This window comes from Microbulbifer maximicatervae (SeqCode), assembly GCF_052467615.1.
This window is the reverse complement of the sequence record NZ_CP174319.1, coordinates 1273019-1296597: the sequence shown is the minus strand read 5'-3', so window position 1 is coordinate 1296597 and position 23579 is coordinate 1273019. Positions and strand designations below refer to the sequence as shown.

Here is a 23579-nt window from a genome sequence, read left to right as displayed (position 1 = left end):
TATGCTACGCTCCCTCACCAGAAAACATGGTTAAAAAGTGTTACGAGAGCGTTAAGTTCACGCTGGAGAGATGATTTATGACGGATCGGTACTGCCCCTGTGGATCGGGCAAGCCCCTTGATACCTGCTGCGGACTCTATTTGTCGGGAAAGGCTTACCCCAATAATGCAGAAGCGGTTATGCGCAGTCGCTATACGGCCTTTGCAACCGGAAATTTTCGGTACCTGAAAAAAACCTGGCATCCCGACACCTGCCCAGAACTGCAAGCTGAGGATATTGAAACCCAGTGGACACAATTGGAAGTTATTAAGAGTAAGGCGGGACTAAAAAAATCGATTGTGGAATTTAAGGCTTGGTATACAGAAAATGACCAAGAACACCTGATTCACGAAATTTCACTATTTAAGTTATTTAAGAAGCGCTGGGTATATTTGGAAGCTCTACCCAACTGGCCTGATGGGAAATAGGCTAGCAGAAAACACGGCTAGCTAAAGAGGCGATATCAAAGAAAAAATAGCAGCAAAAGCCTGGGGGCGGGAGTCGCACTCCCGCACCTCTTTACGTAGCTTCTGCTTGCTAGCGAAACGCCCCGAAGATTTTGCCTTTACGTGGGCACCGCCCTTTCTCATTAGCGGATTACGCGCAACATAACTACGAATTTTTTCTTTCTTTTTCATAAAACTTCACCTTTTACTTTTAGTAGATCCACTCTTCCAAATATCTTCTCACTCAAAACTTGTATTGATACCTCCATATTTACCCCTTGATACAAATTACCTGGCGTAGCGTGTGCACCACTTCCACAAGATCGGACTGGTTCTCCATCACCTGGTCAATATCCTTATAAGCAGCAGGAATCTCATCCAGAACGCCCTTATCTTTACGGCATTGCACACCTCGGGTCTGATCTTCCAAGTCCTTTCTGGTAAAACGCTGGCGAGCCGCTGTACGACTCATTTTTCGACCAGCTCCGTGTGCACAGGAATAAAAAGATTCCTTATTGCCAAGCCCACGCACGATAAATGACTTAGCCCCCATAGAGCCGGGAATAATTCCCAACTGATTTCTCTGAGCACTAATAGCCCCTTTGCGAGTCACGAATACATCTCTATCAAAATGGCGCTCGCGAACAACATAATTGTGGTGGCAGTTAATTGCCTCTGTGGTCAAAGTAAACTTTGGCAAGCTTACCTTCAGGCATCCAAGCACAAGCTTCATCATTTCCTGCCTGTTCCAGCGCGCATATTCCTGCGCCCAATTAACCGCCTCAATATAATCGTCAAAATTCTGGCAGCCTTCTGAGAAATAGGCCAGATCCTTATCCGGAAGATTGTGCATATGCCCAACCATATCCCGTCGGGCCAACTGGATAAAATGCTGACCAATAGCATTGCCAATCCCTCGACTCCCTGAATGCAACATCACCCAGACAGCACCACTCTCATCAATACAAACTTCGATAAAGTGATTGCCACCCCCTAATGTACCCATTTGGGTCACCCAGGTTTTTTGTGGCTGATGCAGCTTCTTCAGTAGCCCTGGATGCTTTGAAAACAATCTATCCACACCGGGAGCTAAAAGTTTGCAGGCAGATTCCCTGGCGCTGATCAGTTTATGTCGTCCCTGACCAACCGGCACTTTCACCTCAATGGCGTCCCGCAGTGCTTTCAGATTGTCTGGCAGCTGATGGGCTTGTAGCGAAGTTCGCACCGCATTCATTCCACAACCAATATCCACCCCAACGGCAGCAGGAATTATCGCACTTACCGTTGGGATCACCGATCCTACCGTTGCCCCCTTTCCCAAATGCACATCCGGCATAGCAGCAACATGGGAGTGCACAATAGGAAGCTGGGCAATATTCTTTAACTGCTGCATTGCCTTGGGCTCGATATCATCGGTATAGATTTTTACCGGTACCGTGCCAGGCGGTGCATTTCGATTCAACACTGTTTTTACAGGCATATTTTATCCCTGGATTAATCCACTTAACTGAAACGGCAATCCAAGCTAAAACAAAAAAGCCCCGGCATTTGCCAGGGCTTTTGGAAGGTCTGGCTTGGAAAGCAATATCACTTTCCAAGCTCAAGCACGTGAAAAGTGATTAAACAAATAAACTCTTGATATCTACATTTCGCATTTCACGGCTCCTTAGTGGTGCGATCCACTTCAAAAATACTGCCAATTAGAATGCCAACCTTGAAACTAGATCAGCAATGGAATTTAGGTGCAGTTTATTCTCATTTGGTACCATGTCAAGCCTGTTTTTTGCCTATCGATAAAAATTCTACCCTGAATTCACTAACCAACTTTTACTTTTCAACATAGCTTGAGGGCTCGCTATGCCATAAAATCGTGCTACCGAAATTACAGTCCAGTCGCCACGCCCCCAAAATGACCACTCAAGAACCTACCATTCTCTTTGAAGACGACTACTTACTTGCCGCTTATAAACCAGAGGGGTGGCTTGTTCACAGATCAGAAATAGACCGCCATGAAAAGCGTGTACTTTTGCAATATTTGAGGGACCTATGTGGCAGCTTTCTTTATCCAGTACATCGACTGGATAAGCCTACCTCCGGTGTTATTATTTTTGCGAAAAGCAGCGAGATTGCTGCGCAGGTACAGCAGCAGCTGGAAAGTGATTTATCATCAAAAAAATATATTGCTGTATGTAGAGGGTATAGCCCGGAAGAAGGTGTCATTGACTATGCCCTCCCCCCCGTTGCCGACTTCAAACACCAGAGGAAGCGACCTAAAACGGATCTGCCACGTCAGCAAGCTGTTACACTGTACCGACGCTTGGAGACTATTGAGTTACCTTATGAGGTTGACCGCTACCCGACCAGCCGGTATTCCCTAGTAGAAATCCAATTGAAAACAGGGCGGCGCCATCAAATAAGAAGGCATTTCAAGCATATCCACCACCCTCTAATTGGCTGCCCGAAATATGGAAAGTCAACCCATAATCGTTTCTTTGCCAATAGGCTCGAGTGCTCTCGACTGCTTTTGCATGCATCTGAACTTAAGCTTGAACATCCGGTGAGCGGTTCTCAGCTGAAAATACAATGCGAAATACAGGGAAATTTCTTGCAATTAATTCAGCGATTTAAATGGAAACTTTAATTTATAAAGCGTCCAAGTTACTCAGAAGCCCTCAAGCCTTACATAGTGCATGGGGCGACCTGCCCAGGATAGGAGCACAATGGCGCTGAATTAATAATTTCCGATGTGCAGCAGGCTGAGCTTCCACCATTTAATTGGCCGCATCCGGGGCCGCCACAGGCCCCACACGAGCTGGAACAGCAAGCTCCCGACCCATTGTATATTCCAGCTTTCTCATTTTCGCATACAGCCCCCTTAAGGCCATATATCTTTCTCCCTTGCTTCACTGAAATATTGTCAAAGTAGGCATAGACTTTTTTGGAGGGTGACCACAAAGCTGAACTACCGCCATGAAAAGTACTGAACTGAAATTTATCAATAGCTACCCTATCACTACCAGTCAGCCGCAACCCTTGTTCCTCTACAATTTTTTTTCCATTTATAAACAGCTCGATATATCCGTCAGCATTATTTGCACTGCTATTTAATTGCACAAACAACTCAATCCGATACCAGGTATCCCGCTCAAATCTAAAGCTGTCATTCCCTTGATACCCATCTCCACACCGAGCGACTCTATCCTGATGATAGGTATAGAGCCCAACCCTACCCTCCGCACCAAACTTAACCCGCACACTCCAACTCTTCGGATCAATAGGTACGCATCCTGAAGCCTGTCCCCCACCAGCAAGGCCGTGTAGCTTACCTCCCTTAACAAATTCGAAGTTCCGATGAAACTTCACATCGTAAGCGAGAGTTGCCGATGAAACAGATTTGGCTAACTGGGTTGATGTACTAATTCTCTCCGAACCCTTCTCATAAGGAATATACTGAGCTTCCAGTGCATGCCCATTACCGGGCATTGGAATTAAATTTAAATGCTGATCATCAAACGTAGCCAGTGGCTGCAAATCAAAAGTTCTTCGCAACAAGGTAATATCGGTATATTTCATGTAGGGGATCCCGACCCGATATCTACCAGAATTTGAAATTGCACTGAATCTGCCTTGATTTGATGAAAACCCATATACATAGATCTTCTTTCTTACAAATTTTTTCATTTCCTCATAATTCAAATAGAACTTGAATCCATGGGGAACGCCCTGAGTATCACATATATTGGCAATTCCTTTTGACGACGCCTGATCAGCTCTGGAAATTTTTAATGGAAACCCGCTTCTACTATCGCTACCTAGATAAAGACCAACAGAAACTGACTTGAATACTCCTTTCTGACAAGCCCACCCAGAAACAACCAAGCCTCCCCCCAAATATTCAACCCGATCAACCCTACCGATCATCTGGGCGAAATCCTGATTACCTGTACTAAATGAAAAAAGAGTCACGAGTAAAAACACAGAAAACATCTTGAATAATACCCGACAGCATTGACATCACTATTAAATATAGAAGCTACTTGTTCGGATGAGTAAGGGCGCACATAGCCCGAGAAAATCATAAGAAAGCGCAAACTAAATGCTAAAGGCTTCCTCCGCCTTGGCGGAATAATAATGGATTCAAGGGCGTTTAACGCCCTTTAGAAACTTGAAGAAAAAATATTCACTAAGATGAAAGGCGCTAGTCACGCCAATGAGGGGAGAGAAACTAAGGTCAGTGTTCAGAATTACCGTGAGAAGCCTCTTCTTGAGATTTACTGCGAATCCCAAAGAGCCCCTTGCGCTCAGTTTTACCTTCCGGCTCCGGCTGTAGAAAACTGCGCAATTTATCTTTTTCCCACATGGCATCCTGATAGCCGAGATCGATAAGTTCTTCGATATATGGCCTTTCAAATAATAAATAACTGGCTGCAGAAACACCGCCACCGGGATTGGTCGCACCCGTTGAGCGGAATAACCAGCGTAGCGCCGAGGGAAGGTGACCAAGTTTTCTGCCACTAAGACGCCCTAAACTCTGCGAGGGCTCAATAACAACCGACTCTACCGAACGCAACAATTTCAAATCGGAATGATCTGTTGGATCCACATAGTCAAGTAACATATTTACTCGATCCAGATGCTCCAAGTCTGCCTCCAAGCTATCGATAAATGCGGCATTGAATAACTGAGCAGCTATTTGCGCCATCGAAGGGGACTCCATCTGCGCAGGACTGTTGCGACTCCCCCAATGGGCTGGAGAACGGTTGTCCGACACACCCACCACAAAGACACGCTTGGCACCGAGATGCAGTGCGGGACTAATCGGGGCCATCAGACGAATGGCACCATCGCAAAAATAAACCCCATCCAATTTGACCGCCGGGAAAATGGCAGGAATTGCTGCTGATGCCAATAGGTGGTCCGAGGTTAATTGAGTGGGCACTCCAAAGCGACGAAACCGCTGCCATCCTTTAACATTCTCCGCTCCCTGAAAAAAGCTGACGGACTGCCCTTCACTATAAGAAAGCGCATTAACACTTGTGGCATGCAAATGCCCAGCCGAAATATTTTTTTGAATATTGTCAAAGTTTATCTCGCGCTCAACCAAGCTGCGCAGCGGACTGTTATCCAGGAGTGCCAAAGGTTTTTGTCTACCCACACCTTGGTTCAAGAGCGAACGACTGATAGAAAACAGATTTCCAAGCAAACTACGCCAACTGGTGCGATAAACCTGCTCAACACTAAGCTGCAACCAAACTGAGCACATTCTGTCGACAGCTTCTTTAAAGGTACCTGTATGAGAGGCGAGAAGCATCGCGTTCATAGCTCCTGCAGAGGTGCCGCAGATTATTTGAAAGGGCCGAGGATTATCTTCTGGAACCAGTTCCGCAAGCGCCCTTAAAACGCCCGCTTGATAGGCGGCACGCGCACCTCCCCCAGAGAGAACCAGAGCGTTACGCTGGCCAGGTTTGTTACTTTCACTGTTACTTGTCGACAAAGTTTTCTTCCAATACAACAAGCCCGCAAACAACAGAGTCCGCTTAAAGGCTATTGAGAAAAAAGCCCATATACAACTCAGATTCAGAGTTGTCGGGGATATTTGGTAAGATAAATAGAATCTTTTAAGTGTACTTATTATTCTAAATCGATAGATCTATTAGAGAGCCATATCTACAACGTAACGACCTATTCCATGCCCTCTATTTAAGCGCGCAAGAAACTCTGGAGCCTGATCAAGGCTAATATTCTCCGCAATACTGTCGAGCTTATCGCCGATATACCACTCACTGCCCAACCGCTTCCATACTTCTGCCTTCTTTTCTATTGGCAAAACAGCGCTATCCACACCCAACAAACTAATACCGCGCAAGATAAATGGAAATACATTGGCGTGAAATTGAGCACCTGAAGCCATACCACAAGCAGCCACTCCGCCGCCGTAGCGCAGGGATTTAATGACATTAAAAAGCGTTTCCCCCCCCACAGTATCTACAGCCCAAGCCCACAATGGCTTGGCCATCGCCTTATTGGCAAAAGGGGCCAGTGTATCCCGGTCGAGAACCTTCCATGCACCCAATCTCGCCAAATAATCAGCAGACTCCAACTTTCCCGTCACTGCTGCGACACGAAAGCCTAGCTTCGCCAGCAAGGCGACGGCAACAGAGCCGACGCCCCCGGTTGAACCTGTTACCAGAATCTCTCCATCCTCAGGAGATGCACCGGACTCCAGGAGTTTTTCAACACAAAGCGCGGCGGTAAAACCAGCCGTACCCAGTGCCATAGACTCCCAAGCTGTTAGGCCCTCGGGGACTGGCAAGGCCCATTGCGGAGGAACGGCAATACGCTCTGCAAGTCCACCAGAAGTATTCATGCCCAAATCGTAGCCATTGACCAATAATTCGGCACCCGGTTGAAACGTCTTGCTCCGATCGAACAGCACTTTGCCCACCGCATCAATACCCGGGGTATGGGGGTAAGTATTAGTAATCCCACGATTGCCAAACGCAGATAAAGAATCTTTGAAATTCAAGGATGAATAACTTACGGCCAACAGCAACGGGTTATCGGGAAGCTCAGAAAGTTGACGCTCAACAACAGACTGGTCAAACTTTCCCGAAGCTACTTCGGCAACCTGAATTGCCCGAAATTTTTCATCCCTATCTATTTCCATGGGGTATATCCCGCAACACTATCAACCTGTAACGTTACAACTATTGAGCCTGATGACGCAGAGCTGCCAGCCGTGAAAAGAGACGAGTGACCGCCGATTCCACACCGGCTTCTGCCGCCAGCCCTATTTTCTTAGCAATATTTTTCCGCTCTTTGAATTCCACCTGATATAAGTCGCAGTCCTTAGCACAACTGGTCAAGTATTCATCTGATGTTTTCAGCTCATCGACCAGTCCCAAGGATAGGGCTTTTTGCCCGAACCAAACCTCGCCCGTGGCAACTTTGTCGACGTCGAGTTTTTGACGGTACTCCCCGACAAAGTGCTGAAACAGAATATGGATCTCATCTAAATCCTCTTGGAACTTCTGTTTACCTTCCTCAGTATTTTCACCAAACATGGTTACAGTGCGCTTGTACTGGCCCGCAGTAAACAGTTCGTAATCGATATCATTGCGCTTCAGCAGGCGGTTAAAATTCGGCATCTGAGCTAAAACACCAATAGAGCCCAACATCGCAAAGGGTGCTGCCAGGATACGATCTGCAACACAGGCCATCATGTAGCCCCCGCTGGCAGCCACTTTATCGACAGCAATAGTCAAATGGATACCTGCACTACGAATCCTGGTTAACTGGCTGGCGGCCAAGCCATAGTTCGCCACCATGCCCCCAGGGCTTTCAAGACAAAGGAGAACTTCATCTCCGGACTCTGCCACTTGAAGAATGGCCGTCACCTCTTCACGCAAATGGGAAAGAGCACTCGCTTTGATATCCCCATTAAATTGCATAACAAAGACACGCTTGCGCTCGGAGACCAACTCCCCTTTTATACCCTTAGACTCACGCTCTCCTTCCTCTTTAGCAACGTCGGAAGAAGTAGCAGCACTTTTTTCAGGCTGCTTTTTGCTCTCAGCTTTATGTTTTTTAGCTAGGGCTTTTTCCTGAGTTTTCTTCTCTTTCGCCATTTGCTTTTTACGACGGGCGAATTCGTGCTTATCCATCACAGCTTCAAGCAGTGTTTCTTTAAACTGCTCATAGCGATCATTCAAATGTGTAACTGTGATATGACCCTGAACACGCTCTTTCAGCTGCTCTCGATTTGCAAAAATAAAACCTATCAACACCATTAAGGCCACGACAACCGTAACAATTTTGGCTAGAAAAAGGCCGTATTCAATTAAAAATTCCACTTAGACTCCATTTTCCGTCTTAACTAATTTTTATTTAGCTTCAGTATTTTACTGCCAACCTTCCAGGGCGGAAGTTGCTCGCTGATTAAGGGGGCGAGCCAACAAACCGCTGTGGCTAATACGCACCTCGTAAACCGCACCGTCCTCCATAGGTAGAAATGTGGCACTGCCATATACCGCATCAACAAAGGGCAACTTGCGATCAACACCGCGTACAAACTGCCAGACATCCACGCCATAGTTCGCTCCCTCTATTTCGTGGACAGAACGCTCGCGAGCTCGCTCATCCTGTAGCGTGAGATAGCGACCACTCAACCTGTCCAGACGATAAGCGGGCTTAATTCCCCAGCGGGCTAATGGACCCTGCCACTTGAGCATTCGGGCATCCAACTGCCACTGATCCCCAAGCAATTCAAACTTTTGCGCTATACCATCCGCATCAGAAAACTTGACTTCAAATTGCTGCTCGGCAATTTTTCGAAACGAAACAATGCCAACACTGTGCTCTTCAGCCAGATTTCTATAGCTGTAAACATCTGCAGCAATCAGAACAATCCAAAGGGCAGTTGCAAAAAGAAAAAGACCGGCGGAACCACGTATAAACCCCAGGAACCAATTTCCCGATAACAGGACTCGCGCGCCCCAAAACACAAACAACAACGCCAGGATGGCAATAATAAAGGTAATCGCTATATACATTATGATTTCTACTCCCTGATACTGCGCAACATCTTTAAACCAAGCTTACGGGCGGTTCTTCGCTGCAGCCTTTTCGACAAAAGTGTGGATCAAGCGGCCGGACAGGGTTTGTATGGGCGGTATAGCTGGCAATGAACTGTAGTGGAACCAGTTTGCCTCTTCTATCTCATTGGGGTCCAAGCACAATCCCCCACCTTGCCACTCCGCCAAATACCCGATCATCAACTGCCCGGGAAAAGGCCAGGATTGGCTCCCCACATACTCCAGGGCACCCACTTTGAGCCCCACTTCCTCATAGACTTCACGCACCAGCGCTTGCTCTGCACTCTCACCGGGCTCTATAAACCCAGCGAGGGCCGTATAAGTTGCATTTCCACGCGAGGCATGACGAGCCAAGAGACACTCATCTCCCCGGGTAACAAGCATAATTACACAGGGGGAGATTCTGGGGTAGACAGTGAGATCACAAGCCGGGCAGGTGCGAGCGCGATCATTAGAGTGATAGATGGTAGGAGTGCCACAACGACCGCAAAATCGATGTTGGCTATCCCAATGGGAAATCTGTAGCGCCCGCCCAGCCAATGCAAACATCGGCTCCTCAACCAAAGTCAGCAGGCTGCGCAGGTTTCGCCATTCATAGCCGGCAATTTCAATCTGACGAGACAAAACGTGGACACCACACGCCCGCCCACTTAGCTCTCCCAGATAGTGGCTGGATTGAACAGCCTCCGCTACCAATACCTGGGCGTCATGGAGGAAAAAATCTCCTCGGCAGAGAATCAGCCCATCAGCAATCAGGATATGCTGGGAAAATTCCGGGACTGCCCACACATTACCTGCTGGGACAAACTTATCTACCAAGGAGACCTCCTTAATTATGCGGCCTCAACGGGATAACCCAGAGCAGTCAAGCTTTCGATAGCGAGACTGAGGGATTGAATATCTGCTTGCCTATGCAGCTTTACCTCTCCCAGATAGTATTCAAGGCTGATAATCGCATCGGCAAAAATATGCAAAGATTGCTCTACTTCAGGACCGGCATCATGACGGTCGATAACAGTTTCAACAAAGTTCAGCAAACCTTCAACTACGGCCGCCGCTCTACTTAAGTTGAGAACGATCAAGCCTCCGCGCACTGAGTTCAAAGTAGTGGAAACATTGCGAATATGGCCATGATCAAAGTCGGACTCTGCATAGGCCGCCAGCGCTCTCTTAATCAACGCCAAACCGGCTTCTGCCTCTTTAAGTACAGCCACTTCCGCTTCTGCCAACTGGCTGTGCTCAAAGGCAATATCCGCATGACCGTATTCATCCAGATCAATAGAAGTACTCTGCTTGAGCGCTCTTACCGTGCTATCGACCATCAACACCTGGCCTGTCAGTTTCTGCAGTGCGCTGTCCGCTATGGAACCACCCGCGCCGGAGGCACTCTGGTAATCCGCAACTGCGCTGCGCAGGCTCTCTCCAACCCGCTTGAAGTTGAGCATCTGCAAGGTACCGGCCACTCTCTGTAGAGAAGAAGCGAGGCCATCTTCTGCATCCAAGGTAGTAGTACCAATTAACTCAGCGTCATCCAACATCCGGCGCACACCGGACAACTCTTCCTCTAAGGCGTTAGCAACTGCGGTAATTGCCGTGGCGCCGGGGCCTCCAAGGGTGGCCCGCTCCCGCTCTAATTCTTCTTCGCTGTAATCAAGAGCCTCTGCGGAGAAGGCTTCCAGCAACTTGCCACCAAAACCCTCGGGCTTGGAAAGAGTCAGCCAATAGAGGCACTCTTTCAGCAAAATCGGTGGCGCAGGCTGATCTAAAGCTGTATCACACTCTTTTTGCAAAGCTCGTAGCCAGCGATCAAACATACTGAAAACCATCACTCGGGATCGGCTGATGCGCATTTCCTGGGAGGCCATGCCTGCAAGTGCCGCCCCTGCTACCACCCATAAACGCCCGTTTGGGCGCCCCATGGTGATGCTTGCGATTCTCTCAAGGGCGCGAGACATCATCGTGTACGCTGGGCCCCGAGGTTTACCTCGCAACAGAGCCAACAAACCAACCTGGTACATATGGCGGAATCGGCGAACAAAACTATTCAAGTCTTCCGACATTACCGCAGAAGCCCCGGCACCAGGCACAGCCCCCTCCAAATTACAACGGAAAAAATGACTTTCCGGCACAGGGGGCTGAGACCGGGCCGCACGCAAATTATTGATATAGGGAATCAGCAATTCTGGACGGGCAATGGCACGACTTTGGACAAAATCCAAGTAGCGTCCCATTACGTAAAAACCTGTACCCAGCGCTTCCATCAATTCTTCTGAGGCGCTCTGTCTCTCCTCCAACACCTCTGTAAGCGCTTTGATTTTCTCTTGGGCGAGGAGCTCAGCTGCCTGGAGCTGCACCATCTGCAATACTCCACTGACCTGCCTGAGTGCAGCCAAACTCTGTTCGAGAGCCTGCTTTTGGGAAGTATCCGCGGCAAATTTATCCAAGTGTGAGGCGGCATTATCGATGGTAGCTACCAGCTCATCCTTCACTACATTGACAGAAGTGATATTGATCTTGCGCAATTCAGTCTTTGGCTGCACCGCTGCATTCTTCCTATAATCGAACAAAAAACAACCAGATCCGGATGATTCTGGCCTCATTAAGGGCAATTTACCCCAATAAATAAAAGAGTCCACCTTTCGCCAAACAATTTCCACCGAATAATCGACAAATAACCTAGCGGCGGGGCTGAAGCCCCTAAATTACTTGAATTTTCCAGAAAACCCAGTAGCGTTTGCTACTTTCAAGTTTAAAGCTGTACGTTTTTTTGTGTTAAAGAACAAAAACCAATCAATCTGTGCACAATAAACCCGGGGAAGCACGCAGCGATAATTGAGCTCAGGTATCTATTTCGCATACACCGCCAATTCCCAAAGATTCCATTTTGACCCACACCAATGGGTTAACCAAGGAAGTAAATGATGAACACTTACAACAACACCATTGCGGCATCCGGCGGCGGATTTGGTCGCGCCTTTGCCGAAAATTTTCTCGGCGAAGCGCCTGATTGGTACAAATTGACCATAGCCGCCTTTTTGCTTCTCAACCCATTAATACTGTATGTATCGGGGCCTTTTGTAACAGGCTGGGTCCTTATTGGTGAATTCATTTTTACCCTGGCGATGGCCCTGAAGTGTTACCCACTTCAACCCGGCGGACTACTCGCAATTGAAGCCGTATTGATGGGTATGACAAGCACCGATGCCGTCTACCACGAGGTAGTTGAGAATATCGAAGTTATTCTGCTGCTAATGTTTATGGTGGCCGGCATTTACTTCATGAAGAGCCTGCTTCTATTTGTATTCACTAAAATTTTGATTAATGTGAATTCAAAATCTCTGCTGTCACTACTTTTCTGTGCTGTATCTGCAGTACTGTCAGCATTCTTAGATGCCTTGACCGTAACTGCTGTTCTGATTGCGGTTGCCGTAGGCTTTTACTCAGTCTATCACCGGGTCGCCTCCCAGCAGCCACACCACCACAACGACCACGACCACTCCAACGATGAGCATGTCGTGGAGTATCACCGCGAAGACTTGGACCAGTTTCGAGCCTACCTTCGCAGCCTGATCATGCATGGCGCCGTAGGCACTGCTCTCGGTGGTGTTTGCACCTTGGTTGGAGAACCGCAAAACCTACTGATCGCTGAGAAAGCCGGGTGGGAATTTGTACAGTTTTTCCTGCAGATGGCCCCAGTAACCATTCCAACATTCTTTGCCGGCCTAGTTACTTGTTTCTTTTTAGAGAAAATTAAAATGTTTGGCTATGGAGCCCAGCTCCCTAGCGCCGTACGTGAGGTACTGGTTAATTTTTCCAAAGAGGAAGAAAAGAAGCGCACCTCGGCTCAGGTTGCCGAGCTGTGGATTCAGGGCATTGTCGCTGTGGTTCTGGTTTTTGCCCTGGCATTTCATGTTGCCGAAGTCGGTATCATTGGCCTGATGATTATTGTACTTCTGACCTCGTTTAACGGCGTTGTTCAAGAAGCTAGAATCGGCCACGCGTTTGAAGAGGCACTGCCATTTACTGCACTGCTCGTGGTTTTCTTTGCAATTGTTGCAGTGATTCACCAGCAACACCTATTCGAGCCTGTAACCAACTTCGTTCTCGCACAAAAGCCCGAACAGCAGCCAGGATTGCTATTCATGGCAAACGGTATCTTGTCGATGATTAGCGACAATGTTTTTGTGGCAACGGTTTATATTAACGAAGTTAAAGCTGCCCTCACTGCAGGCGACATTACCCGAGAACATTTTGACAAGCTGGCCATTGCCATCAATACCGGAACCAACCTACCCAGCGTTGCCACTCCCAATGGACAAGCTGCATTTTTGTTCCTGCTGACATCGGCCCTGGCACCTCTCATACGCCTATCTTATGGCCGCATGGTGATCATGGCTCTGCCCTACACCATCGTACTGAGTATTGTTGCTTTGATTTGCGTGGTCTACGCGATCTAAAGAGAGCTTGTATTAGAGACTATCTGGATGGGTGGGGATTGATAATTCCCACCCACTCAGGAAAAGAAAAGCACAATAAACATCAAGGTTAAAGAGAACACCTCTTCATTGATGTGCTACCAGAAGTGTTTGCCCGCTGATTTCTCCAGCAAACCTAGCATCGATTGATGCGCTTCAGCTTCCTGTGGCGTAGCACGCGCTACTAGCAGGGGCGCGCGATCTGCCGATAGGCGACGAATGGCTTCACCCGCCACATCATTTTCCGCCTTCTTACCTTCCTCCCCTTCCGAGGAATCACCCTGTGCCAACACCAAATCGGTTTGGCCACCGGTCATCATCAGGTAGACGTCGGCAAGAATCTCCGCATCCAGTAATGCGCCGTGCAAATCCCGCTGGGAGTTATCGACAAAGTAGCGCTTACAAAGGGCGTCCAGATTGTTTTTCTGCCCAGGGTGCTTTTCCCGGGCCATTGTCAGGGTATCCAAAACCCCACAATGCACATTGACATTGCGCCAGCGCGGATTACCCAGCAGCCTCAGCTCAGCATCAATAAAACCGACATCGAAGGGCGCGTTGTGAATAACCAGCTCTGCACCTTCACAGAAGGTCATAAATTCATCGGCGACCTGAGCGAATACGGGTTTGTCCGCCAGGAATTCATTAGTAATTCCATGGACCTCAATAGCCCCATCTTCCACTTGTCGCTGCGGGTTGATGTACTGGTGATAGTGACGGCCAGTCAACTTCCGGTTAACCAGCTCTACGCAACCAATTTCAATAATACGATGGCCGCTTTTGGGATCGAGACCTGTTGTCTCTGTATCGAGAACCACTTGACGCATATGCAATATTCCCCTCAGGACTCCAGCTCATCGACGCCGCGATTTGCCAACTGATCGGCCCGCTCATTGCCTGGGTGGCCGGCATGACCTTTAACCCAGTGCCACTCCACATCATGCTGGGAGACGCTCTCATCCAACTGCCGCCATAGGTCTGCATTTTTGACAGGCTTCTTACTCGCCGTTTTCCAACCGTTCTTTTTCCAGTTGTTAATCCAGCCGGTAATGCCCTGGCGCAGGTACTGTGAGTCAGTATGTAAATCAACTTTGCACGGCTGTTTAAGAGCCTCCAGAGCTTTGATTGCAGCTAACAATTCCATACGATTATTGGTGGTATGCGCCTCCCCACCAAACAACTCTTTCTCCCGCTCACCGTACACCAACAGGGCACCCCAACCGCCGGGACCAGGATTACCGCGACAAGCGCCATCTGTATAGATAGTAATTTGTTTCAAAACTTACGCCAAAATTAGATATGGGGCCGATTTTCAGCGAAATCAGCGCTTTTGATGCTTCCCGCGTGCTGCAACGCGAGGGCTCGACGGGGTGGCAACCAAAGCGGGCTTTCTCTCGGCCCGCCAATTGATTTTAATAGTGCGAACACGTGCCACTTCTTTGCGGGCGACTATGATGTAAAAGCCCCCCCATGGCAAGTGCAAGCGGGAGCCAAGGCGCTCCATCCAAGCCGTCTTGGAAAGCAATTCCTTTTGCTGTAATGGCAAGCGGAAGAAGCCGCGATCTACCCTCTCAGCCTGCAAGTCCAACAGATTCATCCAGTCGGCAATTCGAGCAGCACGCAGTTGATTTCCGCGCTGGTAAGCCCCCCTGGAAAATAGCAGGCGGGACAAGCCGAGCAAGGAAAACGGGTTAAACCCGACTAGCAGCATATGACCACCGGGTATCAAAACCCTGGCCGCCTCTCTCAATACTTGGTGGGGATGACTGGAAAAGTCCAAAAGGTGATGCAGCAATACTACATCGATTGAATCGGCGGGGAGGGGCAGTTGCTCGAACTCCACTATCGCAGCCCCGCCCTGCTCAGAAGTTGCCCCCAATCGAAAACGATGATTGATACGACTGAAGGCGCCAAAATCAACGGATTGGGTCACGCTGGCCTGTAGAAAGTGATAACCGAAAAAGCCCTCCACTAAGGGTTGGGCCAATGCCAGCTGTTGCGAGAGAATCTCCTCTCCCAGCGAACTGGAAAACCAATGGGATAGCGCTGGGCAGACCTTACCAAGAGGGGATTGCTCCTCATCATTACCAGGCCTGCTCTTTCCGGTCATCATATCTCCATTGATCAATCTAACAGCTACTCAATTCTACACTCGGGCGATGTTTCCAGGGCCTTACTCTAAGTAAACCAGTCCTCAGGTAACAATTCACACCGTCTCACGCCTTCCATGATATTGTTCTGCTATTCAGCGAAAAGACGATTCGATTATGCTATCCATCACGCCAATCCCCGCCTTTAATGACAACTATATCTGGCACCTGCAAAAAGATGGTCAGCACTGGGTAGTCGACCCTGGTGATGCTGTGCCAGTAGAAAAGGCCCTACAGGGGACCAGGCTCAGCGGCATTCTCATTACTCATCACCACTATGACCATACCGGCGGCATCGAAACGCTTTGTCGCCAGTACCAGTGCCCTGTCTATGGCCCCGAGCACATACCTGGTGTCACTCACCCCATTGCCGGTGGAGATTCCTTACAGGTCCTTGGCATGCCCTTCCAGGTACACGCTGTTCCGGGGCACACTCTAGACCACTTAGCTTTGGTTTTGAATGAAACCACAGCAGCAGGCGGTGAACAATTACACCTTTTTTGTGGTGACACTCTTTTTTCCGCTGGCTGCGGCAGGTTGTTCGAGGGCACTCCAGAGCAGATGTACCATTCTCTGCAAAAGCTCAGTAAATTACCCGCCGCAACTTTTGTTTATCCTGCACACGAGTACACACTCGCCAACCTGAAGTTTGCCCAAACGGTAGAGCCTAACAATCAAGCCATTGAGGCAAGGGTTGCTCAGTGCAAAGCCCTGAGAGTAGAAAACAAGCCAACTTTGCCTTCAACTATCGCCCTTGAGCTAGACACCAACCCATTTCTTCGCTGTCAGTATCCGGAAGTTAGGCAGACAGCTATCAATTCGAGACCGGAGTTAAATGACGGAAGCGATAACGTAGATATTTTTGCGAGCTTGCGCGGCTGGAAGGACAACTTCTAAACGCCCAACTTCACCTAAACTCCTCTCAGGCTGGGTGATAAACTAGCAATTCGCATACTTTTTAACCGTCAATATTGACCGAAACTAATTTGCCTAATTAGAATCAAAAGTAATTGACCAAATGCCTGGCGCTTTACCAATAATTGTTCTGAAATGCGTCAGGATGAATTACAAGAAAGACTCGCGGATATCACACATGGTTCACAAGAATTTTGCCGTAGCATTACTAGCCGCTACGGTAGGGGCCTGCTCGCAATTACCGGAACAGGCCTCTGCGCCTGAAACTGAAAATATCCCTGCAGAGGAAACCTCTGTCGCGAGTGACCGAGCTGTTAAAAAACACGAACCCTCTGAAGCGGTCCCTCCCCCCGTAGACATCTGGGCAAGACTTCGTCAGGGTTTCGCCCTGGATCACCACACCAGCGACCCCAAGGTTAAGGAATATATTGCTTACTTCGCCCGCAATGAGGGCTATATGGCTCGGGTAACCGAGCGCTCTCGCCGCTATATTTTCCATGTTGCAGAACAGCTGGAACAGGCAAATCTCCCACTTGAATTAGCGCTGCTCCCCATTGTCGAGAGTGCATACGACCCCTTCGCCTACTCCCACGCACGGGCTTCCGGTATGTGGCAGTTTATCCCGGCCACCGGGCGCTCTTTCGGGCTCGAGCAAAACTGGTGGTATGACGGACGCCGCGATGTCCATGAATCCACCCAGGCTGCGGCAAAGTACTTCAACTACCTGCACGATCGCTTTGATGGGGACTGGGAGCTGGCACTCGCTGCTTACAATGCCGGTGAGGGAACGGTTCGCAGAGCCGTAGAGCGCAATCGTCGCAACGGGCTTGGCACCAGTTATTGGGATCTCAAACTGCCGCGGGAAACCAAACGCTATGTGCCCCAGCTGCTGGCTCTGGCGGAGGTTATATCCCGCCCGGACCATTACAAAATCCCACTGCATGATGTCTCCAACGAGCCCTACTACGCCCGTGTCGATGTAGGCAGTCAGATCGATCTGGCCCAGGCTGCAGAACTTGCAGAAATTGAGATTGAAGAGCTGTACCTACTGAACCCAGGCTATAACCGCTGGGCAACCGACCCCAACGGAAACCACCAACTACTGATTCCAATAGAGACCCAGGAAAAGTTTGAGAGCGCCCTGGCACAACTTCCCAAGGAAGAGAGGGTAAGCTGGCAGCGCTACACCATTGCCCGAGGCGACACCCTCTCCACTATCGCTCGCCGCTACCAGACCACCGTCGGAGCGATACGCGAGACAAACAAACTGCGCAGCAATAATATTCGCGCCGGAAAAACACTGTTAATCCCCAGCGCATCGGGCCCCGCAGGACAGTATGCCTACGCACTCGATCAGCGCGTTAAACGCAAGCAGTCTTCCGGCAAGGGCCAGAAAGTTAATTACACTGTACGCCCTGGCGACAGCCTTTGGGGGATTTCACGCAAGCTGGATGTGACCGTAAAGCAACTGGCCAGCTGGAACAGCATGGCACCGGGAGACACCCTGCGCCCTGGACGCACCCTGGTGGCTTACAACGGCTCCCCCGCAGTATCAGAGAACAACCGCACTACCCGCAAGGTTTCTTACCGGGTACGCAGCGGCGACTCTCTATATCGGATAGCCAATAAATTCAGTATCGAAATCGATGATATTCTCCGCTGGAATAAGATAAATAAGTCCAAGTATTTACAACCCGGACAGCGCTTAACCTTATTTGTGGATAGTGCCAGCAACACTTAAAGCGCACACTACCTTACAGGGAGTTAGCCATAAAAAAACCCGGCAATTGCCGGGTTTTTTTATCGCTCAATAACAACCGTCACTCGGCAGAAGAGGCCAGATCGATTTTTGCCTGATCGGACAAGTAGCGCTGGATAGCTGCTAACTCGGCCCCACCATTTACAGAGGCCAATTGCTGCATCAGTGCCTGACGCTGCTCTTTGCTCTGCTTGGACAGTTCGCCCGGGCGCACGCTGCGCAGATCGAGAACTACCAGATCACCATTATTTGTAGCGAAGCTGGTTACTTCATCTTTGCCAGCAGATGGTGCAGGCAATGCAAATGCCTTGGCATTAATCTCACCGCGCTGAGCAAAACCACCGCGACGAGTTTTATCACTGGTCTCCAGGGTTAAACCTTGCGCTTCCGCCAGTTCTGCAAAACTAGTACCAGTAGCGAGCTTCTCTTTAAGCTCTTCCGCTTGCTTAGCCAATTGCTCACTGGCCTTATCACGCTTCAAACGGTCAACAATTTGCTGGCGAACCTCTTCCAGAGGGTAGGTACCCGCGGGCTTAGAGTCGGTGACCCGCAAAACGACAGAATGCTCATTGTTCAGGTTGATCACATCTGAAGTATTGCCATCTTCCTTCACTTCCACAGAGAAAGCAGCCTCGATAACCTGCCCGTTAGAAAGGACGCCAGATGCGCTCTCGCGCGAAAACAGATTGGCAGTCTTCAGGGGAACACCCAACTCTTCAGCGGGCTCAGCCAGGTTGTCCGCGTTGTATGCCAGATCGGCGAGACGGGACAAGGCGTCAACAAACTCGCGCTCGGCAACGGACGCACGCAGTCGCTTTTCGATCGCCACTTTTTGCTCTTCGAAGCTCGGCGGTTCACTCTGCTCTACTTCCAACAACTTGATAAAGTGAGTTCCACTATCGGTGGTCACTGGAGCAGAAACCTGACCCACTTCCAGCGCGGCCAAGGCCTGCTCGAATGCCTCTGGGAATACATCACCTGTGGTGTAACCCAACTCACCGCCTTCCTCCGCAGAGCCTACGTCTTGGGAGTAAGTCTTTGCCAACTCGGCGAAATCTTCGCCGGCATCCAGTTTGCTCTGAATCTCAGCAATTTTTTCTGCGTCAGCTTCTTCAAGCAAAATATGTGCAGCACGACGGCGAAGTTCCGATGCGAAACCTTTCAGCTCTTGCTCGTACTGAGCGCGAACATCGCTTTCAGAAATATCAATGTTACCGGCAAATACTTCAGGAGTTAGCTCAATATACTCAACCGCCACCTGCTCTGGACGCTGGTATTGCCCTTGATTCTCCTGGTAGTACTGTTCTACTTCAGCATCCGAAACCTGAATCTCTGCTAGCAGGCCTTCAACTGGCATCACCACGTAATCAAAATCACGCTCTTCCATAGAGGCGGCAACAATCTGTTCTGCATCCGCCTGGGTAGTAAAAGCACTTTCAACCACACTATTTGCGTACTGCTCCAGCGCCATATCATTTTCCATAATCTGGCGGAAGCCTGCAGGGCTATACCCCATACGACGCAAAGCATCGCGGTACATTTGCGGATCAAAACTGCCGTTCACCTGAAAAGCCGGAATTCCCACGATCGCTCTGTCGACCGCCGCAGAGCTCATCACCATACCGCTGTCCTGAGCAGCTTGGCGCATCACAGCACTGGAAACCAACTGGCGTAAAACTGGCTCACGCAACTGCTCATCGCTGATTAAATCAGCGGGCACATCTTCGCCGTACTGACTAATGATCATATTGCGGCGATTTTGAATTGCGCGTTGCAAATCCAAGTTTGTAATTTTTTCGCCATTAACCTCGGCTACCGCATCGGCAGCACCTCCACTGGCACCGGTGAAGAAATCAATTCCCCCAATGACCATAATAAAACCGAAAAAGGCTGCGACAATAATCGCGGCTGTCCCTTTCAGGTTGTCACGCATGGACTGAAGCATGCTCAGCTCCGAAAATTAATTGTTTTTAACTACTATCAGATACAAAAAAGGCGCATCCCAACTGACACGCCTCTTTGACATTCAGACTCTTTTACAAAGTCTCAAAGCCTGCTGAAAACTTAGTTTACAGCGTCTTTCAGGGCTTTACCGGCCTTGAAGTTAGGAATTTTTGCCGCAGCGATTTCAATGGGATCGCCAGTGCGAGGATTGCGACCAGTACGAGCTGCACGCTCTTTCACAGCAAAGGTACCAAAGCCAACGAGGGCAACTTGATCACCTTTTTTCAGGGCATCAGTGATGCTATCAACCATTGCGTCCAAAGCACGGCCAGCTGCTGCTTTTGGAATATCTGCAGATGCGGCAATTGCTTCAATCAGTTCGGACTTATTCACGCTTAATCCCTCTGTTCTTTTTAAATATGCTTCGGGTGGTCTACAAAAGACACCCATACTTTAAATTTTTTAGCCTTCGGCAATTTACGCGCCGGGCAATAAGCCCCGTTTTATACCAACTGCCCAGAAGCGGGTCAAGGAACCATGCGGGTTTCCGGGCAGATGCACACTTTTCAAGCAGCGTAGATAGCCTGATTGGCGAAGTTTTGGCCTTGCAAGTTGTAAAGGGGCGACAAAAGTCACCCCATTACAAGAGTCAGTGAGTTTGGATTCCTCGCTGCGAGCGCTCCTCTGCCTTTTTCTGTAAGGCGGAATACTCTTCATCAGACAGGGATTCAGGCTTGTGTTCGAGCGCCAGCTCAAGTACCTGATCGATCCACTTAACGGGCCTAACTACCAAGTCCTGAAGAATATTATCGGGAATATCCTTCAGATCTCGCTCGTTATCAGCAGGAATCAGTACAGTTTTTATACCGCCCCGATGCGCTGCCAATAACTTTTCTTTAAGACCACCAATTCTTAAAACTTCTCCACGCAGAGTAATTTCTCCAGTCATCGCCACATCTGAGCGAACGGGAATATCCGTTAACACAGACACCAAAGCGGTGCACATGGCAATACCCGCCGAAGGGCCATCTTTGGGGGTGGCACCTTCAGGCACGTGGATATGAATATCCCGGGTCTCGTGGAAGTCCGGACCTATTCCCAGTGCCTGGGAGCGAGAACGCACAACCGTCAAGGCCGCCTGAATAGACTCCTGCATAACATCGCCGAGGGAGCCGGTTTTGATCATGCGCCCTTTACCCGGCACAGCTGAAGCTTCAATGTTAAGAAGCTCACCACCCACCTCGGTCCAGGCGAGACCGGTAACAATTCCGATTTTGTCCTCTTCCTCCGCACGGCCAAAATCAAATTTGCGAACACCGAGAAGCTCTTCAAGTTGCTCTGGCTGTATTACAGCCTTCTTCTCTGAAGGATTGCGAACGTGCTCCGTTACTACCTTGCGGCAGATCTTGGCAATCTCCCGGTCCAGGCCACGCACACCCGCTTCACGGGTGTAGTAGCGGACAATATCTCGGATACTGTCATCGGAGAGATCCAGCTCATCATCTTTAAGGCCGTTGGCCTTGCGCTGCTTCGGCACAAGATAGCGCTGAGCAATATTCAGTTTTTCGTCCTCGGTATAACCGGGGATTCGAATAACTTCCATACGATCCAGCAACGGGCCTGGAATATTCATTGAGTTAGAGGTGCAGACAAACATCACATCGGAAAGGTCGTAATCCACTTCCAAATAGTGATCATTGAAGGTTTTATTCTGCTCTGGATCCAAAACCTCAAGAAGCGCTGAGGCGGGATCGCCGCGCTGATCCATCCCCATTTTGTCAACCTCATCGAGCAGGAACAGGGGATTTTTCACTCCAACTTTCGAAATTTTCTGAATCAGCTTGCCCGGCAGTGAGCCAATATAAGTGCGTCGATGCCCGCGAATCTCGGCTTCATCGCGAACGCCGCCCAGGGCCATACGCACATACTGACGATTTGTTGCTCGGGCAATAGATTGACCGAGGGAGGTTTTACCCACCCCGGGAGGACCAACCAAACATAAGATCGGCCCTTTCACTTTCTTCACTCGCTTTTGTACCGCGAGGTATTCCAGAATCCGCTCTTTAACCTCTTCCAAGCCGTAGTGTTCTTTCTCGAGAATTTCCTCGGCTTTAACCAAATCGTGTCTCACCCGGCTGGCTTTTTTCCAGGGCAGGCTCAACATCCAGTCGATATAACTGCGTAAAACCGAAGCTTCCGCAGACATAGGCGACATCATTTTCAATTTAGCCAGCTCAGCGCGGGTTTTCTTCTCTGCCTCCGCACTCATGCCGGATTCGGCAATTTTGTTTTCCAGCTCTTCAATTTCATTGGGCTCTTCGGTGATCTCGCCCAACTCTTTTTGAATCGCCTTCATCTGCTCATTGAGATAGTACTCGCGTTGGCTTTTCTCCATCTGCTTTTTCACACGCCCACGAATGCGTTTTTCCACCTGAATCAGGTCGATTTCAGCATCCATAAGGCCCAGCAAATGCTCCAAACGCTCTTTAACACTGAGAGTCTCCAGAAGCTCTTGCTTCTGAGCCAACTCAAGGGACATATGTGCAGAAATGGTATCTGCCAAGCGGCCAGGTTCATCAATTCCCGACAGAGAGGTAATAACCTCATTGGGGACTTTCTTACTTACAGAAACGTACTGTTCAAACTGAGACATCACAGAGCGCACAAGGGCATCTGCTTCGCCTTCCGGCAACTCCTGCGTCTCCATCGGCGAAACGGTCGCCTCGAAATGGTTCTCCCTCTCCATCACTTCGTGGATATTTACGCGCTCCCCCCCTTCTACTAGCACCTTCACAGTGCCATCGGGGAGTTTGAGTAACTGCAAGACACTGGCAATAGTGCCCACGCGATAGATATCGTCTGCACCTGGGTCATCCTCAGATGCCTTTCGCTGCGCCACAAGCAATACCTGCTTATCCCTGCGCATGGCCTCTTCCAGGGCCTCTATGGACTTTTCCCTGCCGACAAAAAGCGGGATCACCATATGGGGGTAAACAACAACATCGCGCAATGGCAACAACGGATATTCAAGTGTGGTGTCGGATGACTGATCCATAGAACTCCTCTCGGCCCTATCACTGGGTATTTGGCGCGGCATCATGCTGCTGTTGGAATTGACAGCTTAACCTGGGCCACCGCCCTTCAGATGCTAGTAATGGGGGGGAAGGGCCCGAAATACAAGTCTAATCTCGCGACCAATTTGTGCCGAGCTAAGAGTGCTATTCGAGCCAGGAATACCCAGACAGGTAGTTAGATACCCG

At 49.4% G+C, this 23579-nt stretch carries 20 protein-coding genes; 5 read left to right on the top strand and 15 right to left on the bottom strand.

Going from position 1 to position 23579, the window contains the following annotated elements:
- Positions 1 to 77: 77 nt before the first annotated feature.
- Positions 78 to 467, top strand: coding sequence for a YchJ family protein (locus tag ACJJIM_RS05925; RefSeq protein WP_282933410.1), 390 nt, complete (start codon positions 78 to 80; stop codon positions 465 to 467).
- 21 nt (positions 468 to 488) lie between these two features.
- On the opposite strand, the gene ACJJIM_RS05920 is transcribed toward ACJJIM_RS05925, so the two are convergent.
- Both ACJJIM_RS05920 and ACJJIM_RS05915 read right to left on the bottom strand, forming a co-directional pair.
- Entirely contained in the window at positions 489 to 677 is a 189-nt protein-coding gene (locus tag ACJJIM_RS05920; protein ID WP_413665191.1) for a hypothetical protein, read from the bottom strand.
- 79 nt (positions 678 to 756) lie between these two features.
- Positions 757 to 1965, bottom strand: coding sequence for an RtcB family protein (locus ACJJIM_RS05915; RefSeq protein ID WP_413665190.1), 1209 nt, complete (start codon positions 1963 to 1965; stop codon positions 757 to 759).
- Positions 1966 to 2394: 429 nt separating this feature from the next.
- Between ACJJIM_RS05915 and ACJJIM_RS05910 the strand changes: the two genes are divergently transcribed.
- Complete coding sequence (locus tag ACJJIM_RS05910; protein WP_444912661.1) at positions 2395 to 3126, top strand: pseudouridine synthase; 732 nt, start codon at positions 2395 to 2397, stop codon at positions 3124 to 3126.
- A 38-nt stretch (positions 3127 to 3164) separates the two neighbouring features.
- On the opposite strand, the gene ACJJIM_RS05905 is transcribed toward ACJJIM_RS05910, so the two are convergent.
- From ACJJIM_RS05905 to ACJJIM_RS05875, 7 genes are all read right to left on the bottom strand, one after another.
- A complete protein-coding gene (locus ACJJIM_RS05905) occupies positions 3165 to 4058 on the bottom strand; it encodes a polysaccharide lyase (RefSeq protein WP_413665188.1) in 894 nt (297 codons plus the stop codon).
- A gap of 658 nt (positions 4059 to 4716) precedes the next feature.
- Positions 4717 to 5979, bottom strand: a complete 1263-nt coding sequence (locus ACJJIM_RS05900) for a patatin-like phospholipase family protein (protein WP_282933415.1) — start codon at positions 5977 to 5979, stop codon at positions 4717 to 4719.
- 159 nt (positions 5980 to 6138) lie between these two features.
- Positions 6139 to 7152, bottom strand: a complete 1014-nt coding sequence (locus ACJJIM_RS05895) for a YhdH/YhfP family quinone oxidoreductase (RefSeq protein WP_413665187.1) — start codon at positions 7150 to 7152, stop codon at positions 6139 to 6141.
- 40 nt (positions 7153 to 7192) lie between these two features.
- Positions 7193 to 8338: a protease SohB gene (gene sohB, locus ACJJIM_RS05890; RefSeq protein ID WP_413665186.1), complete on the bottom strand. Its 1146-nt coding sequence runs from the start codon at positions 8336 to 8338 to the stop codon at positions 7193 to 7195.
- Positions 8339 to 8386: 48 nt separating this feature from the next.
- Complete coding sequence (locus ACJJIM_RS05885) at positions 8387 to 9037, bottom strand: cation/multidrug efflux pump (protein ID WP_413665185.1); 651 nt, start codon at positions 9035 to 9037, stop codon at positions 8387 to 8389.
- A gap of 45 nt (positions 9038 to 9082) precedes the next feature.
- Entirely contained in the window at positions 9083 to 9898 is an 816-nt protein-coding gene (gene nudC, locus ACJJIM_RS05880) for an NAD(+) diphosphatase (RefSeq protein WP_413665184.1), read from the bottom strand.
- Between the two features lie 14 nt (positions 9899 to 9912).
- On the bottom strand, positions 9913 to 11619 hold the full coding sequence (locus ACJJIM_RS05875; protein ID WP_444912660.1) for a hypothetical protein: 1707 nt from the start codon (positions 11617 to 11619) through the stop codon (positions 9913 to 9915).
- 381 nt (positions 11620 to 12000) lie between these two features.
- On the opposite strand from ACJJIM_RS05875, the gene nhaB reads away from it, so the two are divergent.
- Positions 12001 to 13536, top strand: a complete 1536-nt coding sequence (gene nhaB, locus ACJJIM_RS05870) for a sodium/proton antiporter NhaB (protein ID WP_444913384.1) — start codon at positions 12001 to 12003, stop codon at positions 13534 to 13536.
- Between the two features lie 116 nt (positions 13537 to 13652).
- Here nhaB and dnaQ read toward each other — a convergent pair whose 3' ends face one another.
- Genes dnaQ through ACJJIM_RS05855 form a run of 3 tightly spaced genes read right to left on the bottom strand, consistent with a single transcriptional unit; the run spans position 13653 to position 15664 of the window.
- Positions 13653 to 14378: a DNA polymerase III subunit epsilon gene (gene dnaQ, locus ACJJIM_RS05865; protein ID WP_444912659.1), complete on the bottom strand. Its 726-nt coding sequence runs from the start codon at positions 14376 to 14378 to the stop codon at positions 13653 to 13655.
- 14 nt (positions 14379 to 14392) lie between these two features.
- Entirely contained in the window at positions 14393 to 14830 is a 438-nt protein-coding gene (rnhA, locus tag ACJJIM_RS05860; protein ID WP_413665181.1) for a ribonuclease HI, read from the bottom strand.
- A 42-nt stretch (positions 14831 to 14872) separates the two neighbouring features.
- Entirely contained in the window at positions 14873 to 15664 is a 792-nt protein-coding gene (locus ACJJIM_RS05855) for a class I SAM-dependent methyltransferase (RefSeq protein ID WP_444912658.1), read from the bottom strand.
- A gap of 154 nt (positions 15665 to 15818) precedes the next feature.
- Between ACJJIM_RS05855 and gloB the strand changes: the two genes are divergently transcribed.
- Together gloB and ACJJIM_RS05845 are read left to right on the top strand one after the other, a co-directional pair.
- Positions 15819 to 16598: a hydroxyacylglutathione hydrolase gene (gene gloB, locus ACJJIM_RS05850; protein WP_444912657.1), complete on the top strand. Its 780-nt coding sequence runs from the start codon at positions 15819 to 15821 to the stop codon at positions 16596 to 16598.
- 196 nt (positions 16599 to 16794) lie between these two features.
- Positions 16795 to 18357 (top strand): LysM peptidoglycan-binding domain-containing protein, encoded by a 1563-nt coding sequence (locus ACJJIM_RS05845; protein WP_444905765.1) that lies wholly within the window; start codon positions 16795 to 16797, stop codon positions 18355 to 18357.
- A 79-nt stretch (positions 18358 to 18436) separates the two neighbouring features.
- Here the strand turns inward: ACJJIM_RS05845 and ACJJIM_RS05840 are convergent, their stop codons facing one another.
- The 3 genes from ACJJIM_RS05840 to lon form a co-directional block, all read right to left on the bottom strand.
- Entirely contained in the window at positions 18437 to 20320 is a 1884-nt protein-coding gene (locus ACJJIM_RS05840; RefSeq protein WP_444912656.1) for a SurA N-terminal domain-containing protein, read from the bottom strand.
- 119 nt (positions 20321 to 20439) lie between these two features.
- A complete protein-coding gene (locus ACJJIM_RS05835) occupies positions 20440 to 20769 on the bottom strand; it encodes an HU family DNA-binding protein (RefSeq protein ID WP_255422880.1) in 330 nt (109 codons plus the stop codon).
- Between the two features lie 199 nt (positions 20770 to 20968).
- Positions 20969 to 23374, bottom strand: coding sequence for an endopeptidase La (gene lon, locus ACJJIM_RS05830; protein WP_413665176.1), 2406 nt, complete (start codon positions 23372 to 23374; stop codon positions 20969 to 20971).
- Positions 23375 to 23579 lie beyond the last annotated feature (205 nt).

Excerpts from the sequence above, each read along its gene's own strand:
- ACJJIM_RS05925 (WP_282933410.1), top strand. The coding sequence starts at position 78 with ATGACGGATCGGTACTGCCCCTGTGGATCGGGCAAGCCCCTTGATACC.
- ACJJIM_RS05920 (WP_413665191.1), bottom strand. The coding sequence starts at position 677 with ATGAAAAAGAAAGAAAAAATTCGTAGTTATGTTGCGCGTAATCCGCTA.
- ACJJIM_RS05915 (WP_413665190.1), bottom strand. The coding sequence starts at position 1,965 with ATGCCTGTAAAAACAGTGTTGAATCGAAATGCACCGCCTGGCACGGTA.
- ACJJIM_RS05910 (WP_444912661.1), top strand. The coding sequence starts at position 2,395 with ATGACCACTCAAGAACCTACCATTCTCTTTGAAGACGACTACTTACTT.
- ACJJIM_RS05905 (WP_413665188.1), bottom strand. The coding sequence starts at position 4,058 with ATGAAATATACCGATATTACCTTGTTGCGAAGAACTTTTGATTTGCAG.
- ACJJIM_RS05895 (WP_413665187.1), bottom strand. The coding sequence starts at position 7,152 with ATGGAAATAGATAGGGATGAAAAATTTCGGGCAATTCAGGTTGCCGAA.
- ACJJIM_RS05885 (WP_413665185.1), bottom strand. The coding sequence starts at position 9,037 with ATGTATATAGCGATTACCTTTATTATTGCCATCCTGGCGTTGTTGTTT.
- nhaB (WP_444913384.1), top strand. The coding sequence starts at position 12,001 with ATGAACACTTACAACAACACCATTGCGGCATCCGGCGGCGGATTTGGT.
- dnaQ (WP_444912659.1), bottom strand. The coding sequence starts at position 14,378 with ATGCGTCAAGTGGTTCTCGATACAGAGACAACAGGTCTCGATCCCAAA.
- ACJJIM_RS05855 (WP_444912658.1), bottom strand. The coding sequence starts at position 15,664 with ATGATGACCGGAAAGAGCAGGCCTGGTAATGATGAGGAGCAATCCCCT.
- gloB (WP_444912657.1), top strand. The coding sequence starts at position 15,819 with ATGCTATCCATCACGCCAATCCCCGCCTTTAATGACAACTATATCTGG.
- ACJJIM_RS05845 (WP_444905765.1), top strand. The coding sequence starts at position 16,795 with ATGGTTCACAAGAATTTTGCCGTAGCATTACTAGCCGCTACGGTAGGG.
- ACJJIM_RS05840 (WP_444912656.1), bottom strand. The coding sequence starts at position 20,320 with ATGCTTCAGTCCATGCGTGACAACCTGAAAGGGACAGCCGCGATTATT.
- ACJJIM_RS05835 (WP_255422880.1), bottom strand. The coding sequence starts at position 20,769 with ATGGGTGTCTTTTGTAGACCACCCGAAGCATATTTAAAAAGAACAGAG.
- lon (WP_413665176.1), bottom strand. The coding sequence starts at position 23,374 with ATGGATCAGTCATCCGACACCACACTTGAATATCCGTTGTTGCCATTG.